We start from the raw sequence: 14,381 nt of genomic DNA on the forward strand, positions 1-14,381 counted from the left end.
GCCTGTCTAGACTGCGAAGCAGCGAGGCCGCGAGAGTGACTCAGGCCACGTTGCGGATGGCGGCAGAAAGCCCCGTGGCAGTCGGGCTTGTCTCGAATTTCTCGAGCAGCCGGGTCAGGTCATTCACCTGTGCCGAGAGCGATGTCGCCGCCGAAGCATAGCTTTCCGACATGGACAGGTTCGCCTGGTTCACGCTGTCCAGATGCGAGAGCGCAGACGAGACCTCTTGCACGCCGGTAGACTGTTCGGCAGTGGCGTGGGCGATGCCGGCGATATTGTCGACCACGCCACGCACGGCGTTCTGGATATCGGTCAGCGCGCTGCCGGTTTCACGGACCAGATTGGCACCGGACTGCACTTCGGCTTCGCTCTTGCCGATCAGCTCGGCGATGCTTTGCGAAGCCTTGCCCGATTGCTGGGCGAGATTGCGAACCTCTTGCGCGACAACGGCAAAGCCGCGCCCGACCTCTCCCGCGCGGGCCGCTTCGACGGCGGCGTTGATCGAGAGCAGGTTTGTCTGGAAGGCGAAATTCTCGATCACGCTGGTGAATTCGCCCATGCTTTTGGTGTGCTGCTCGATGCGTTCGATGGCGGCGACCGCGTCGGCGACGACGTCATTGCCGCGCTTGACCACCTTCTCGGCATCCTGGGCAGCGTTGTTCATATCCTGCGCCGCGTTGCTGGTCATCGAGGTGTTGCCCGAGATCTGTTCGACCGCGGCCGCGGTCTGTTCCAGCGAGGCAGCCTGGCTTTCGCCGCGACGGGCCAGATCGTCGGCGCCCTGTGCGATCTGCGAGGTTTCCTTGTGGATCAGCGCGGCGCGTTCGCGGATGTCGTTCACCATGATCGAGAAATTCTCGACCGTGCGGTTGAAGCTGTCGCGAACCTCGCGGAACTCGGTTGGCATCTCGCCCTCGAGCCTATGGTTCAGCTTTCCATCCGCAAGCCTGCGCAACCCGTCGATGATGCTGGCGACCGCGGCCTTTTTCTCGGTGATGTCATTGGCCATCTTGAGAACTGCCGTCACTTTCCCGTCCTGGTCGACCAGTGGCACATAGCTGCCGTTGATCCAGACGGTTTGCCCGCCGCGCGTCACCCGCTCGAATTCGCCGGTAAAAGCCGCTCCCGAGCCAAGCTGCCGCCAGAAATCGGCATATTCCAGACTGGTCGCGAAATCGGGCGTCGCGAATTTCCGGTGGTGCTTGCCGATGATTTCGTCACGGCGATAGCCCATGAGTTGCAGGAAATTGTCATTGGCATCGACAATCGTGCCGTCAGGGGTGAATTCGATCATGGCTTGCGCAAGGCTCAGCGCCTTGACGCGGTCATGGTCGTCGATCTTCTTCGATTCGGTCATCGCCGTCCTCGTTGCTCATCCTGATCCGAGGGATAGGCGCAAATGATTAAGAACTGTTTGAGATGCGCTGTTTTCTCCGAGAGCTGCGCCGGGCCGCGTCTCGCGGCATGGACTTTGCGCGGCGCTGGTGGCTAAGAGAAGGCCGTGACAGGGGAATAGCGATGCGGATTCTGTTTCTGGGCGATGTGATGGGCCGGGCCGGACGTGCTGCGGTCGCCGAGCGGCTGGCGGGGCTGAAGGCCGATCTGCGCGCGGATTTCTGCGTGGTCAATGGCGAGAACGCCTCGGGCGGGATGGGGCTGACCGGGGGTCACGCACAGCTTTTCCTGGAGGCGGGGGCGGATGTTGTGACGCTGGGCGACCACGCTTTCGATCAGCGTGACATGCTGGGTTTCATCGAGAAAGAGCCGCGCGTGCTTCGTCCGCTGAACTTCGCCAAGGATGCGCCGGGGCGCGGCGCCGGCGTGTTCGAGGCGTCGCGCGGACGCAAGGTGCTGGTCGCGCAGGTGCTTGGGAATGTGTTCATGAAACGCGCCTATGACGACCCTTTTTCGGCGCTGGATACAGTGCTGCGCGCGCATGCGATGGGTCCGATGGCCGGGGTGCAGGCGGTGCTGGTCGATTTTCACGCCGAAGCCACCTCGGAAAAAATGGCCGCCGGCCATTTCTGCGACGGGCGGGCCAGCCTCGTCGTCGGAACGCATACCCATGTGCCCACCGGAGACGCGCAGATAATGTCGCGCGGGACCGGGTATCTGACCGATGCCGGGATGTGCGGCGATTACGACAGCGTCATCGGCATGGACAAGTCCGAACCGCTGCGCCGCTTCGTCACCGGCATGAACCGTGAACGCTTCAGCCCCGCCATGGGCGATGTCACGCTGAGCGGTGTGCTGGTCGAGACAGACGACCGCACGGGGCTTGCCCGCGAGATCTGGCCGGTTCGGCTGGGCGGGCGGCTGCAACACAGCCTGCCCGCCTGATCCTTCGTAAGCCTCGCGGTCCCTTGCACAGGCTGGGCGGATCGGCCAATGATGCGCCGATTGGCCGGCGCTGCCGGTTGCGAGCTTGAGGACTGAATGTTCGGCTTCGAACTCTCCGAAACCGCCTCTGCCATTTCCACGATCTTCATCATCGTCGGAATGCTGACGCTTTTCGTTCGTGAGACCTACCCCCCAGAGGTGACGGCGATCCTCGGCGCGACCGTCCTGCTGGCGCTGGGAATCCTGCCAACGGACCGGATGGCGGATATCCTCGCCAATCCGGCACCCTGGACCATCGCTTTCATGTTCATCATCGTCGGCGGGCTGGTGCGCACCGGCGCGCTTGACTGGATCGGTCAGCACGCCGCGCGCCACGCGAAAAGCCGGCCCTTCCTGACCCTGGCCGGGCTGTCTGCGACGGTGCTGGCAATGTCGGCTTTCGTGAACAACACACCGCTCGTCGTGGTGATGATGCCGATCTTCATCCAGCTCGCACGCGAGCTGGAACAGGCGCCGTCGAAGCTGCTCATGCCGCTGTCCTATCTGTCGATCCTCGGCGGGACGGTAACCATGATCGGCACCTCGACCAACCTGCTGGTCGACGGTGTGGCACGGCAGGCGGGACAGCCCGCTTTCGGGATTTTCGAGATCACCCCGGTCGGCCTGGCGATGGCCATTGTCGGGCTGTGCTATCTGCTTTTCGTGGCCCCGCGCCTGCTGCCCGAGCGCAGCTCGATGTCGTCGCTGGTCTCGACCCGCTCAAAGATGAAATTCTTCACCGAGGTCGCCATCCCCGAGGGCAGCACGCTGGTCGGGCGCAAGCTTGAAGAGATCGACATCTTCACCCGAGAGAACGCCCGCGTCATCGACGTGCTGCGCGGAGACGCCTCGCTGCGCCGCGACCTGGCCGCGGTGACGCTGGAAGCCGGCGATCGGGTGGTGTTGCGCACGCCCATGTCAGAGGTTCTGGGCCTGCAGGGCAACAAGGATCTGCGCATGGTCGACAAGCTGAGCTCGGTCCAGACCTCGACCGTCGAGGTGCTGATCACGCCAGGCTGTCACATGGTCGGGCGTTCGCTGGGCTCTATGCGGCTCCGGCGCCGATATGGCGTCTATGTGCTGGCCGCACATCGCAAGAACCAGAATATCGGCCGGCAGCTCGATGATCTGGTGGTGCGTGTCGGAGACACGCTGCTGCTAGAGGGTGCGCCCGCCGATATTCAGCGCCTGTCCTCGGATATGGAGATGGTCGAGGTCACCGCCCCGTCGGATCGCGCTTTCCGCCGCAAGCACGCTCCGATCGTGGTGGCGGTGCTGGCCGGGGTGGTGATCCTCTCGGCGCTGGAAATCGCACCGATCCTGCTGCTGGCGTTCATCGGCGTGGCCGTCGTTCTCGGCACGCGCTGCATCGATGCCGATGAGGCGCTGAGCTTTGTCGACGGGCGGCTTCTGGCGCTGATCTTTGCCATGCTCGCCGTCGGGGTGGGGCTGGACAGTTCTGGCGCGGTCGAGCTGATCGTGTCCTGGGTCGCGCCGCTTCTGTCGAGCCTGCCGAGCTGGGCGCTCGTGCTTGCCGTGTATCTGCTGGCGATGGCACTGACCGAGACGGTCACCAATAACGCGGTGGCGGTGATCGTCACCCCGGTGGCGATCAGCCTGGCAGGGTCGTTGGGTGTCGATCCGCGACCGCTCATCATCGCGGTGATGATGGGCGCTTCGGCCAGTTTCGCCACCCCCATCGGCTATCAGACCAACACGCTGGTCTATGGCCCGGGCGGCTATCGGTTCACCGACTTCATCCGTGTCGGCCTGCCGCTCAATTTGCTCATGGCGTTGACGGCTTCGCTGACCATCCCCATCTTCTGGCCCCTGTAGGAGGAACGCTCATGGCTCTGAAATCGATCCTGACGGCTGCTCTGGCCGCCGCCGCCCTGACGGGCTGCGCAATCCCGAATGCGCGGGCCGTGCCGGACGATGTGCGTCTGCTCAATGACCGGCTCTCGGTGACTTTCTCGAATGGCGTGCAATGCCATGTCGAGAACGTGTCGCAGCGAATGTCTGGCGCGCTGCCCGACTGCCCGGTGGCGGCAAGCTATGACCTGCGCGGCGCGCGGGATTCCTATTTCGGCAACCGCATCACCGAGCCTTACGCCGATGTGGCGATCACCACGGCGGATGGGCGCGTGACGGCGATCAAGACGCCGGAATCGCGGGACTGGCCGGCGCGTCTGAACAGCGATGCCGAGGTCGACGCCGACTGAGTATCCCCCCGGCGACCCCGATCACAGCGGCCAGACGATCAGCAGCATCGGCACCGAGACGAGCATCACGATGATTTCGAGCGGCAGCCCCATCCGCCAGTAATCTCCGAAGCGGTAATCGCCCGGCCCCATGATGAGCGTGTTGTTCTGATGCCCGATGGGCGTCAGGAAAGCGCAGGCGGCGGACACGGCAACGCCCATCAGGAAGGCGTCCGGGTTCACGCCGAGCTGTTCGGCCAGACGGATCCCGACCGGGGCGGCGATGATCGTGGTGGCGTTATTGTTCAGGATATCCGACATGAACATCGTGGTGATCATCAAGAGCGCCAGCGCCACCCAGGCCGGAAAGCCGGCGGTGAGGCTTGCCAGCCCGCCCGCGATCAGCGCCGTTCCCCCGGTTTCGTCCAGAGCCAGCCCGAGCGGGATCATCGACCCCAGAAGCACGACCACCGACCAGTCGATATGGTCGTAGATCTCGTTGATCGACAGCACCCCGAACAGCACATAGGCGACCACGACGCAGCCGAGCGCGATGGGCATCGTTACCAGCCCGAGACTGGTCAGAAGCACGGCACCGATAAACAGCCCGAGCGTCAGCGCCATCTGCCATTCGCGCATCACCATGCGCCCGCCGCCCTCAAGCGGCAGCACGCCGAGCGTGTCGGTCACGATCTCCAGCTGGCTGTCCGGGACAAGCAGCAGCATCAGATCCCCGGCCTCGATCGGCGCGTTGCGCAGGCTTGCCGAGATGATCCGCCCGCGCCGACGCAGCCCCATCAAAACGGTGTCGTGACGGTTTATGAGCCCGACGCTTTGCACGGTCTTGCCAACGATGCTGGCGCCGACCGGCACGAGACATTCGACCAGCGTCTCATGCTCGTCCCGGCGCGGACGGGCGCGCGCCTCGGACCGGCCGTCGGGATAGGCGAGTTTCTGGCCCGAGCGGAATTCGTCCAGCACCTCGGCCGGGGCGCGCATGGTGATGACGTCACCGGCGGCGAGCAGGGTCGTCTTGTCGTCGAGTTCGACCGCGTGATGATGCTGGCTCAGCCCGGTGATCCGGATCTCGACCTTGGCGGCGGCCTCTTCCAGCTCGGCAAGGCTGTGCCCCGCGAGGCTGCTTTCCTCCGTGACGACCAGCTCGACCTGATAGCGGCGATGACGCAGCCGCTGGCTGCTCTCGGCGCTGGCATCGGCGCGCAGGGGGATCAGGCGCCAGCCGATCAGCGCGATGAAGGCGATCCCGGCCAGGGCCACCGCGCCGCCGACGGGCATGAACTGGAACATGCGATAAGGCTCGCCCAGCACGTCCTGGCGGAAGCCCGACACGATCAGATTGGGTGGCGTGCCGATCAGCGTCAGCATGCCGCCGAGAATGGTTGCAAAGGCAAGCGGCATCAGCGTCAGTCCGACCGCCCGTCCGGCGCGCCGCGCCACCTGCATGTCGATGGGCATCAGGATTGCCAGCGCGGCGATATTGTTCATGAAGCCCGACAGGAACCCGCCAATCCCCGACATGATCGCGATATGCAGGCTGACCGGGCGGTTCTCGGCCACAACCAGCCGGGTCAGAGCCGCCACCGCGCCCGACCGCATCAGCCCCGCCGTGGCGATCAGGATCAGCGCGACGACCATCGTGGCCGGGTGCCCGAAGCCGCTGAAGGCCTGATCTCCGGGCACGACGCCCAGAATCACCCCGGCCATCAGCCCGGCAAAGGCGACGAGGTCATGACGCCACTTGCCGATAAACATCAGCACCATGACGGCGCCGAAAATCGAGAACAGCGTGATCTGCGGGAAGGTCATGGCGCGGTTGCCCCCTCGTTGCCGCGCTCAGCTTACCGATTGGCCCGGCAATGGTAAAACCCATCGCTGCGCCCGGCTCTCTTGCGATCCGCACCCTTGCTGGATTACAAGCGCGCGATACCCGATTATTGCTGACCTCGAAGGACGACCGATCATGGCAGGCCATTCAAAATGGGCGAATATCCAGCACCGCAAGGGTCGCCAGGACGCCATCCGCTCGAAACTGTTTTCCAAGCTGGCGAAGGAAATCACCGTCGCCGCGAAGATGGGCGATCCCGATCCCGAAAAGAACCCGCGGCTGCGGCTGGCGGTGAAAGAGGCCAAGTCGAACTCGGTCCCCAAGGATGTGATCGACCGCGCCATCAAGAAATCCCAGGGCGGCGACGCCGAGAATTACGATGAAATCCGCTACGAAGGCTATGGCCCGAACGGCGTCGCCATCATCGTCGAGGCGATGACCGACAACCGCAACCGCACCGCCTCCAATGTGCGCTCGACCTTCAGCAAGAATGGCGGCGATCTGGGCCAGAGCGGCAGCGTCAGCTTCATGTTCGACCGGGTGGGTGAGATCAAGTATTCCGCCGAGGCAGGCGATGCCGACACGGTGATGATGGCCGCGATCGAGGCCGGGGCCGATGATGTCGAATCCGACGAGGAAGGCCACTGGATCTATTGCGCCGACACCGATCTGAATGATGTCTCGACCGCACTTGAAGCAGCACTGGGCGAATCCGAGACCGCCAAGCTGATCTGGAAGCCGCAGGCGCCGACCGAGGTCACCGACATGGAGACCGCGCAGAAGCTGATGAAGCTGATTGAGACGCTGGAAGACGATGACGACGTGCAGAACGTCACCGGCAATTTCGACCTCTCGGACGAGATCGCCGCGCAGCTCTGATCAGCGCGGCAGCGGCCGCAGCGCCGCCGCCGCCTTTCGCCGGATCGCCTGGGTCAGCGGGGACAGCGACGGCGCCATGATCCGCGCCACCTGCCAGTAAAGCGCGACAGGCAGCGCCGCATCTGGCAGAAGCGGGATCAGCCGCCCGGCGCGCAGATCGTCGCGGATGAGGGTTTCGGGGTTCATTCCCCAGCCCATGCCCAATCTCGCCGCCTGTGCGAAGGCCTCGGAACTCGGTATCAGATGGGTCGGCAGCGCGATCCTGCCGCCGATATGCCGCCGAACCCATAAATCCTGCAATCCATCCTTGCTGTTGAACGTGATCGCCGGTGCGCGCCGCAGCGTGTCGGGCGTGACACCCTCTCTGAAATGCCGTGCGAAAAACTCTGGCGTGGCAACGGCGATATAATCCATCGCGCCCAGCCCATGGCTGTCGCAGCCGGCGACCGGGCCGCGCTGCGCGGTGATGGCCGCGCTCACCTGACCGGAGCGCAGCCAGGTTTCGGCATGATCCTGATCGTCGATCACCAGATCGAGCAGGCCCGGCGCCTCGGGCAGTGCTGCGACGGCCCATGTCGCCAGGCTGTCCGCATTGACGGCGATGCGCAGAACCGCCTGCTTGCTGGCCCCGCCAATGCCGTCACCAAGCCCGGTTTCCAGCAGTCGCACCTGATCGAGATGCGCCACCAGCCGCTGCCCCGCGGAAGTCGGAGTGATCGGAGGTCCGCGATCCAGCAGAACCTGACCGACCCTTGCCTCGAGCGTCTTGATACGCTGCGACACCGCCGGCTGGGTGATGCCGAGCGCGTGGGCGGCGGCCTCGAAGGAACCGCGCCGCGTGACTTCGGCCAGTGCGGCAAGGGCAGGATAGTCGATCATAAGCAATACTAATCCCATATCGAGATAATCAATTTCCGTTATTCGCGGCGTGATGGCAAGACAGCGCGGCAAGACGGAGCAAAACGATGCTGAACACTTATTTCGCCGGAATGGGTACAGGGCTGTCGCTGATCGTGGCCATCGGTGCGCAGAACGCCTTTGTGCTGCGCCAGGGTCTGCTGCGCAGCCATGTCTTCGCGGTCTGCCTGTTCTGCGCGGTTTCGGATGCGATCCTTGTCACGCTCGGCGTCTATGGTGCGGCCCGGCTGACCCGGCTGGCGCCGTGGTTCAACGAGGTGATGCGCTGGGGCGGGGCGGCATTCCTGTTGGTCTATGGCGCGCGGGCGCTGCTTTCGGCCTGGCGCGGCGGCGACGCGCTGCGGGCGGCCGGCGCGGCGCAGCGCTTCTGGCCCACCATGGCGACCGTCGCCGCGATCACCTGGGCCAATCCGCATGTCTATCTGGACACGGTGGTTCTGCTCGGTGCGATCTCGGCGGATTTCACCGACAAGCAGAGCTTTGCCGCGGGCGCGATCACCGGCTCGATCCTGTTCTTTTTCGCGCTTGGCTATGGTGCAAGATTGCTCGGGCCTATCTTCGCGAGGCCGCGTGCCTGGCAAGTCCTTGATCTGGCAATCGCCTCGGTGATGTGGTCTATCGCCTTAAGGCTGATATGGGGATGATGCGTGGACGACGAACAGCGGAGCGACCTGATCGGGGTCGGCTGGATGGTGCTGACCGGGGTCCTGTTCGTCGGGGTCAATGTCCTCGTCAAATATTTCGGTCAGGGACTGCCTCCGGCGCAGTCGGCATTTCTCCGCTTTCTCTTCGGACTGATCCTGCTGTCGCCGCTGCTGCCACGCATCCTGCGGACCAGCATCCCGCGACCGCTCTACAAGCTCTTTGTGCTGCGCGGCGCGCTGCACACGATCGGCGTGGTGCTGTGGTTCTTCGCCATGACGCGGATCCCGATTGCGGAGGTCACAGCGATCGGCTTTCTCAACCCCATCGTCGCCACGCTTGGCGCGGCGCTTTTGCTGGGCGAGAGGATCTCGTGGCGGCGCGGGCTGGCCATTGCCGCCGCGCTGGTCGGCGCGCTCGTGGTGCTGCGCCCGGGAATGCGGGCGCTTGAACTCGGCCATCTTGCCCAGGTTTCTGCCGCCGTGGCGCTGGGATCATCCTATCTGGTGGCGCGGCGGCTGGCGCAGGGCGTCTCGGCCGAGCTGGTGGTCGTCATGATGTCGGTGACGGTTGCCGTCATGCTCGCGCCGGTGGCCATTGCCGTCTGGGTCCCGCCGAGCCTGGCGCAGATCGGCGGGCTGGCACTCGTCGCCGTCTTTGCGACTGCGGGTCATTACACGATGACCCGGGCCTTTGCCGTGGCGCCGATGGCGGTGACGCAGCCGGTTACCTTTCTGCAGCTGATCTGGGCAAGCGTCGTCGGCGTGGTGCTGTTCGCCGAGCCTCTGGACCCGATGGTGATCCTTGGTGGCGCCATGATGATTGCGGCGATCAGCTATATCACCTGGCGCGAGGCGCGGCTGCGGAGCAGAACGCATCATCTGCCCGACGGTCACCACTGATCCCTCAGGACCCGGAAAGCCGTCTCAGCACATCCGCGCGTTGGACCACCCCGCCCCCAGAGACCGGCCGCGCCGCGCTGTCCGCAAGCGCCGCGAGCACCTGCTTCAACGGCAGGTCGGCGGGCAGGGCGCTGCCCTCTGCCGTGCCGTCCGTCGCCAGGTCGCCGGCGGTCAGCACATCCAGCGGGTTCATATGCGCGACGAAATCCGCGACATAATCACTGGCCGGGCTGGCGATGATCTCTCGCGCGGTGCCGGTCTGCACGATCCGCCCGCCCTCCATCAGCGCGATGCGGTTGCCGAGCTTGAACGCCTCGTCGAGGTCGTGGCTGACAAAGAGAATGCTACGGCCAGTCTGGCGCTGCAGCGCCAGCAGCTCATCCTGAAGCCGCGTGCGGATCAGCGGGTCGAGCGCGCTGAAGGGCTCGTCCATGAGCAGGATCGGTGCCTCGGTGGCAAAGGCGCGGGCCAGCCCGACGCGCTGCTGCATGCCGCCGGACAGCTCTCCGACCGGGCGGTCGGCCCAGCCGTCCAGCCCCACATTGACAAGCTGAGCCGAAACACGGCGCTCGCGCTCGGCCCGCGCGGTGCCGGCCAGCTCCATTCCCAGCCCGACATTATGCGCCACGCTGCGCCAGGGCAGCAGGCCGAATTGCTGGAACACCATCGAGACATGGTTCAGCCGCAGCTTGCGCAATGTGTTGCGCGAGGCCTGCGGGACGGACACCATCGCATCGCCCATCCGCACCCGGACATCGCCGCGCGCCACCGGGTTCAGCCCGTTCACCGCGCGCAGCAGGGTGGACTTTCCCGACCCGGACAGCCCCATCAGCACGACGATCTCGCCCTCATCGACCGAGAGCGTCGCGTCATGCACGCCAAGCACATGGCCGGTTTCCGCCTCGATCTCGGCGCGGTCTCTTGCGTCATCGGCCAGTTCCAGCGCGCGTGCGGGTCGGTCGCCGAAGATTACCGAGCAATTTTCGAATTCTATGGCGTTCACGATTTCCTCCGGAAGCGCAGCAGCCGGTCCAGCATGATCGCCACCACCACGATTACCAGTCCCGATTCGAAGCCGAGCGCGGTGTTCACGCTGTTCAGCGCCCGGACCACCGGCACGCCAAGCCCCGAGGCGCCGACGAGCGCCGCGATCACCACCATCGACAGGGACAGCATGATGGTCTGGTTCAGCCCGGTCATGATCTGGGGCAGGGCGCTGGGCATCTCGACCTTCCAGAGAAGCTGGCGCGGCGTGGCGCCAAAGGCGACCGCAGCCTCGCGCAGCGCCGCCGGGGTCGAAGAGATGCCAAGCTGGGTCAAGCGGATCGGGGCGGGCAGCACGAAAATCACCGTCGCGATCAGGCCGGGCACCATGCCGATTCCGAAAAACACGATGGCCGGGATCAGATAGACGAAGGTGGGCAGGGTCTGCATCAGATCCAGCAATGGCCTGACCCAGGCGTAAAGCCGGGGCCGGTGGGCCAGCGCGATGCCAGCGGGCACGCCGAGCCCCATGCAGACCACGCAGGCGGCCAGGACCAGTGTCAGGGATTGCATGGTTTCTTCCCAATAGCCCTGATTGAGAATGAACAGGAACCCCGCCCCGATCCCGACCGAGATCAGCACCCGGCGTTGCAGCGCATAGGCCAGAGCCATGAACACCGCGATCACGGCAAAAGGATGCGGCGCCGTCAGCACGAACAGGATCGCGTCGATCATTGCCTGCATTGCCGTGGCGAGCGCGTTGAAGAACGCGCCCGCATGGGTGGTCAGCCAGTCGAAGACCCATTCGGCGCCGTCGCCGATGGGAATCTTGCGCCCGGTGACAAGCTCGGTCAGCCGTTCCAAGTCCGGATCAGCCTTCCAGAGCCGCCGTCAGCACCTCGACGGCATCGCGCCCATCCTGTGCGGTCACGCCGTCCAGCCAGATAGTTGCCGCATCGGGATTGGCCTTCAGCCATTCCATCGCCGCATCGCGCGGCTGCGCACCATCGTTGAGGATCGCTCCCATGATCTCGTTCTCCATCCCGAGGGTGAATTCGAGATTGTTGAGGAACTGACCGAGATTCGCGCATTCCTCGACGAATCCCGCGCGGGTGGTGGTCCGCACCTCGGCGCCACCCAGATTCGGCCCGAAAATATCGTCGCCGCCCTCGAGATAGGTCAGCTCGTATTCGCTGTTCATCGGATGCGGCTCCCAGCCGAGGAACACGACCGGGTTGCCCGCCTTCGTCTCGCGTGAGACCTGTGCCAGCATACCCTGTTCCGAGGATTCCACGATTTCGAAGGTGCCGAGCCCGAATTCGTCCTCGGCCACCATCTCGATCAGCAGTCGGTTGCCGTCATTGCCTGGCTCGATCCCGTAGATTTTACCGTCGAGCGCGTTCTGATGCTCTGCGATGCTGGCGAAATCGGTGATCCCCAGCTCGGCCCCGGCGGCGTTGGTGGCGAGGGTGTATTTCGCGCCGGTGAGGTTGGTCCGCACGATGTCCACCGTCTCTGATTCGCGGTAGGGGGCGATATCCGCCTCCATCGTCGGCATCCACAGCCCGAGGAACACGTCCACATCGTCGGTGGAAAGCGCGGTGAAGGTCACCGGCAGGGACAAGACCTTGGTTTCGGTTTCATAGCCGAGCGCGTCGAGAATCGTCGTGGCGACCGCGGTGGTGGCGGTGATGTCGGTCCAGCCCACATCGGAAAAAGAGACCTGCTGACAGGAATCGGGTTCCTGCGCGGCAGCCGGAAGGGCGAGCGGCAGGGCGAAGGCGGCGCTGAGGGTCAGGGCGGCGAAACGGGTCATGTTATCTCCTCGAAAATTTTATTGATTGACCAGTCAATCAAGCCGGGTTAGGAAGGTGCAAACCGACCGCGAGGTGCGCGGATGCGTAGGCGTGCCCGGCAGACTACCCGAAAGACCGAATTAATCAACGCCGCAATCGAAACGATTGCGCGATCCGGCACGCTTGATGTGACCGTCGCGGATATCGCCCGCGAGGCGGGCATGTCCCCGGCGCTCGCCCATCACTATTTTGGGTCGAAAGACCAGATGTTCCTGTCGGCCATGCGCGAGGTTCTGCGCCGCTATGCACAGGCGGTGCGCGAGGCGAGGAAGAAGGCGGAGGGCCCGCGCGCGCGGCTGCTGGCGCTTTTGGATGCGAGCCTCGGGCCCGAGCATTTCGACAGCGCCACCGTTGCCGCATGGCTGAATTTCTATGTTCTCGCGCAACAGGGCGGCCCGGCGGCCCGGCTGCTGAGGGTCTATCACCGGCGGCTCCGCTCGAATCTGCTGGCGGATCTGCGACCGCTGATCGGCGCGCAGGCGCAAGCGGAAGCAGAGACGTTGGGCGCGCTGATCGACGGCGTTTATCTCAGGCAGGCGCTGTCCGATCTGGCGCCGCGCGATCTTCTGGAACTGCCGCGTCGCCATCTTCTTTCAGTGCTGGACGCCGCTGAAATCTGAAGCGGCCTGCGACGCTTGCGCATGAAAAAGCCGGGGCTGGGAAGCGCCCCGGCTTTGCTTGTCTGGTCCGGATTACTGCGGAATTTCCGCGTCGATGCCTTCGACGTAGAAATTCATCTGCGACAGCTCTTCGTCACTCGCGGTCTCACCCTCGGCCAGCCATTCGCTGCCATCGGCCTTGTTCAGCGGCCCGGTGAACGGATGGTATTCGCCCGAGGCGATACTGTCCTTCATGGCCAGAGCCGCCTCGCGGACCTCGTCCGGAACGGCCTCGGTGATCTCGCCGATCTCGACCTCGCCGCCGGCAATCCCCGCCCAGGTGCCTTTCGATTCCCAGGTGCCGTCCATCACCTGGCCGACCCGCTCGATATAATAGGGCGCCCAGTTGTCGATGATCGAAGACACCCGCGGCGAGGGCTTGAAGGCGGACATATCGCTGGCCTGGCCAAAGCCGATGGCCCCCGCCTCTTGCGCCTTGGCAAGCGGAGCGGTCGAATCGGTATGTTGAAGGATCACGTCCACGCCCTCGGCCAGAAGCGCCGCGGCGGCGTCGGCCTCTTTGGCGGGATCGAACCAGCTATAGGCCCAGACCACCTTCATTTCGACATCGGGGTTCACCTTGCGGGCGTGGATGAAGCTGGAGTTGATGCCCTGAATCACCTCGGGGATCGGGAATGACCCGATATAGCCGATGGTGTTCGATTCGGTCATCATCCCGGCAATGGTCCCCATCACCGCCCGGCCTTCATAGAAGCGCGCGTCATAGGTGGCGACGTTCTCGGCGCGCTTATAGCCGGTGGCGTGCTCGAACTTGATGTCGGGGAACTTCTCGGCGACGGCGATGGTCGCATCCATGAAGCCGAAGCTGGTGGTGAAGATGATGTCATTTCCGGCGAGGGCAAGCTGTGTGATGGCGCGCTCGGCATCGGCACCTTCCGGGACGCTTTCGATATAGGTGGTCTCGATCCGGTCGCCATATTCCTCTTCCAGAGCAAGGCGGCCTTGATCGTGCTGATAGGTCCAGCCGCCATCGCCGACCGGGCCGACATAGATAAAGCCGACCTTCAGCGGCTCGTCATCCTGGGCAAATGCCGGTGCGGCGGCAAGCGCGGTGAGCGCGACGGTGGTGGCAAGAAAGGTTCTGCGCAGCATGT

General features: G+C 64.5%; 14 protein-coding genes. 7 read left to right on the plus strand and 7 right to left on the minus strand.

Annotation, left to right across the window (positions count from 1 at the left end; translation table 11 throughout):
* Positions 1–40 precede the first annotated feature (40 nt).
* Positions 41–1,357, minus strand: coding sequence for a methyl-accepting chemotaxis protein (locus PAF18_RS02105; protein ID WP_271116995.1), 1,317 nt, complete (start codon positions 1,355–1,357; stop codon positions 41–43).
* A gap of 161 nt (positions 1,358–1,518) precedes the next feature.
* Here PAF18_RS02105 and PAF18_RS02110 point away from each other — a divergent pair, with 161 nt between their 5' ends.
* From PAF18_RS02110 to PAF18_RS02120, 3 genes are all read left to right on the plus strand, one after another.
* A complete protein-coding gene (locus PAF18_RS02110) occupies positions 1,519–2,340 on the plus strand; it encodes a TIGR00282 family metallophosphoesterase (RefSeq protein WP_271116996.1) in 822 nt (273 codons plus the stop codon).
* Positions 2,341–2,436: 96 nt separating this feature from the next.
* Positions 2,437–4,215 carry an SLC13 family permease gene (locus PAF18_RS02115; RefSeq protein ID WP_271116997.1) on the plus strand — a complete coding sequence of 593 codons (1,779 nt, stop codon included), beginning with the start codon at positions 2,437–2,439 and terminating at the stop codon, positions 4,213–4,215.
* An 11-nt stretch (positions 4,216–4,226) separates the two neighbouring features.
* Entirely contained in the window at positions 4,227–4,601 is a 375-nt protein-coding gene (locus PAF18_RS02120) for a hypothetical protein (RefSeq protein WP_271116998.1), read from the plus strand.
* A gap of 21 nt (positions 4,602–4,622) precedes the next feature.
* On the opposite strand, the gene PAF18_RS02125 is transcribed toward PAF18_RS02120, so the two are convergent.
* Positions 4,623–6,407: an SLC13 family permease gene (locus PAF18_RS02125; RefSeq protein WP_271116999.1), complete on the minus strand. Its 1,785-nt coding sequence runs from the start codon at positions 6,405–6,407 to the stop codon at positions 4,623–4,625.
* A gap of 154 nt (positions 6,408–6,561) precedes the next feature.
* Here PAF18_RS02125 and PAF18_RS02130 point away from each other — a divergent pair, with 154 nt between their 5' ends.
* Positions 6,562–7,305 carry a YebC/PmpR family DNA-binding transcriptional regulator gene (locus PAF18_RS02130; RefSeq protein WP_271117000.1) on the plus strand — a complete coding sequence of 248 codons (744 nt, stop codon included), beginning with the start codon at positions 6,562–6,564 and terminating at the stop codon, positions 7,303–7,305.
* Here PAF18_RS02130 and PAF18_RS02135 read toward each other — a convergent pair whose 3' ends face one another.
* Entirely contained in the window at positions 7,306–8,184 is an 879-nt protein-coding gene (locus PAF18_RS02135; protein ID WP_271118033.1) for a LysR family transcriptional regulator ArgP, read from the minus strand.
* An 86-nt stretch (positions 8,185–8,270) separates the two neighbouring features.
* Between PAF18_RS02135 and PAF18_RS02140 the strand changes: the two genes are divergently transcribed.
* Entirely contained in the window at positions 8,271–8,867 is a 597-nt protein-coding gene (locus PAF18_RS02140) for a LysE/ArgO family amino acid transporter (RefSeq protein WP_271117001.1), read from the plus strand.
* A 3-nt stretch (positions 8,868–8,870) separates the two neighbouring features.
* Positions 8,871–9,767, plus strand: a complete 897-nt coding sequence (locus tag PAF18_RS02145; protein ID WP_271117002.1) for a DMT family transporter — start codon at positions 8,871–8,873, stop codon at positions 9,765–9,767.
* 4 nt (positions 9,768–9,771) lie between these two features.
* Here PAF18_RS02145 and choV read toward each other — a convergent pair whose 3' ends face one another.
* The 3 genes from choV to choX are packed head-to-tail and all read right to left on the minus strand — an operon-like array spanning position 9,772 to position 12,567.
* Complete coding sequence (choV, locus tag PAF18_RS02150; RefSeq protein WP_271117003.1) at positions 9,772–10,770, minus strand: choline ABC transporter ATP-binding protein; 999 nt, start codon at positions 10,768–10,770, stop codon at positions 9,772–9,774.
* Positions 10,767–11,615: a choline ABC transporter permease subunit gene (choW, locus tag PAF18_RS02155; RefSeq protein ID WP_271117004.1), complete on the minus strand. Its 849-nt coding sequence runs from the start codon at positions 11,613–11,615 to the stop codon at positions 10,767–10,769. Before choW ends, choV begins: the two co-directional genes overlap by 4 nt.
* A gap of 7 nt (positions 11,616–11,622) precedes the next feature.
* Entirely contained in the window at positions 11,623–12,567 is a 945-nt protein-coding gene (gene choX / locus PAF18_RS02160; protein WP_271117005.1) for a choline ABC transporter substrate-binding protein, read from the minus strand.
* Between the two features lie 81 nt (positions 12,568–12,648).
* Here choX and betI point away from each other — a divergent pair, with 81 nt between their 5' ends.
* A complete protein-coding gene (gene betI / locus PAF18_RS02165; protein WP_271117006.1) occupies positions 12,649–13,227 on the plus strand; it encodes a transcriptional regulator BetI in 579 nt (192 codons plus the stop codon).
* Between the two features lie 72 nt (positions 13,228–13,299).
* Here betI and PAF18_RS02170 read toward each other — a convergent pair whose 3' ends face one another.
* Positions 13,300–14,379, minus strand: a complete 1,080-nt coding sequence (locus tag PAF18_RS02170) for a BMP family ABC transporter substrate-binding protein (RefSeq protein ID WP_271117007.1) — start codon at positions 14,377–14,379, stop codon at positions 13,300–13,302.
* Between the last annotated feature and the right edge of the window lie 2 nt (positions 14,380–14,381).

Source organism: Paracoccus sediminicola, from assembly GCF_027912835.1.
Taxonomy (GTDB): domain Bacteria; phylum Pseudomonadota; class Alphaproteobacteria; order Rhodobacterales; family Rhodobacteraceae; genus Paracoccus; species Paracoccus sediminicola.

Excerpts from the sequence above, each read along its gene's own strand:
- PAF18_RS02105 (WP_271116995.1), bottom strand. The coding sequence starts at position 1,357 with ATGACCGAATCGAAGAAGATCGACGACCATGACCGCGTCAAGGCGCTG.
- PAF18_RS02110 (WP_271116996.1), top strand. The coding sequence starts at position 1,519 with ATGCGGATTCTGTTTCTGGGCGATGTGATGGGCCGGGCCGGACGTGCT.
- PAF18_RS02115 (WP_271116997.1), top strand. The coding sequence starts at position 2,437 with ATGTTCGGCTTCGAACTCTCCGAAACCGCCTCTGCCATTTCCACGATC.
- PAF18_RS02120 (WP_271116998.1), top strand. The coding sequence starts at position 4,227 with ATGGCTCTGAAATCGATCCTGACGGCTGCTCTGGCCGCCGCCGCCCTG.
- PAF18_RS02125 (WP_271116999.1), bottom strand. The coding sequence starts at position 6,407 with ATGACCTTCCCGCAGATCACGCTGTTCTCGATTTTCGGCGCCGTCATG.
- PAF18_RS02130 (WP_271117000.1), top strand. The coding sequence starts at position 6,562 with ATGGCAGGCCATTCAAAATGGGCGAATATCCAGCACCGCAAGGGTCGC.
- PAF18_RS02135 (WP_271118033.1), bottom strand. The coding sequence starts at position 8,184 with ATGATCGACTATCCTGCCCTTGCCGCACTGGCCGAAGTCACGCGGCGC.
- PAF18_RS02140 (WP_271117001.1), top strand. The coding sequence starts at position 8,271 with ATGCTGAACACTTATTTCGCCGGAATGGGTACAGGGCTGTCGCTGATC.
- choX (WP_271117005.1), bottom strand. The coding sequence starts at position 12,567 with ATGACCCGTTTCGCCGCCCTGACCCTCAGCGCCGCCTTCGCCCTGCCG.
- betI (WP_271117006.1), top strand. The coding sequence starts at position 12,649 with ATGCGTAGGCGTGCCCGGCAGACTACCCGAAAGACCGAATTAATCAAC.
- PAF18_RS02170 (WP_271117007.1), bottom strand. The coding sequence starts at position 14,379 with ATGCTGCGCAGAACCTTTCTTGCCACCACCGTCGCGCTCACCGCGCTT.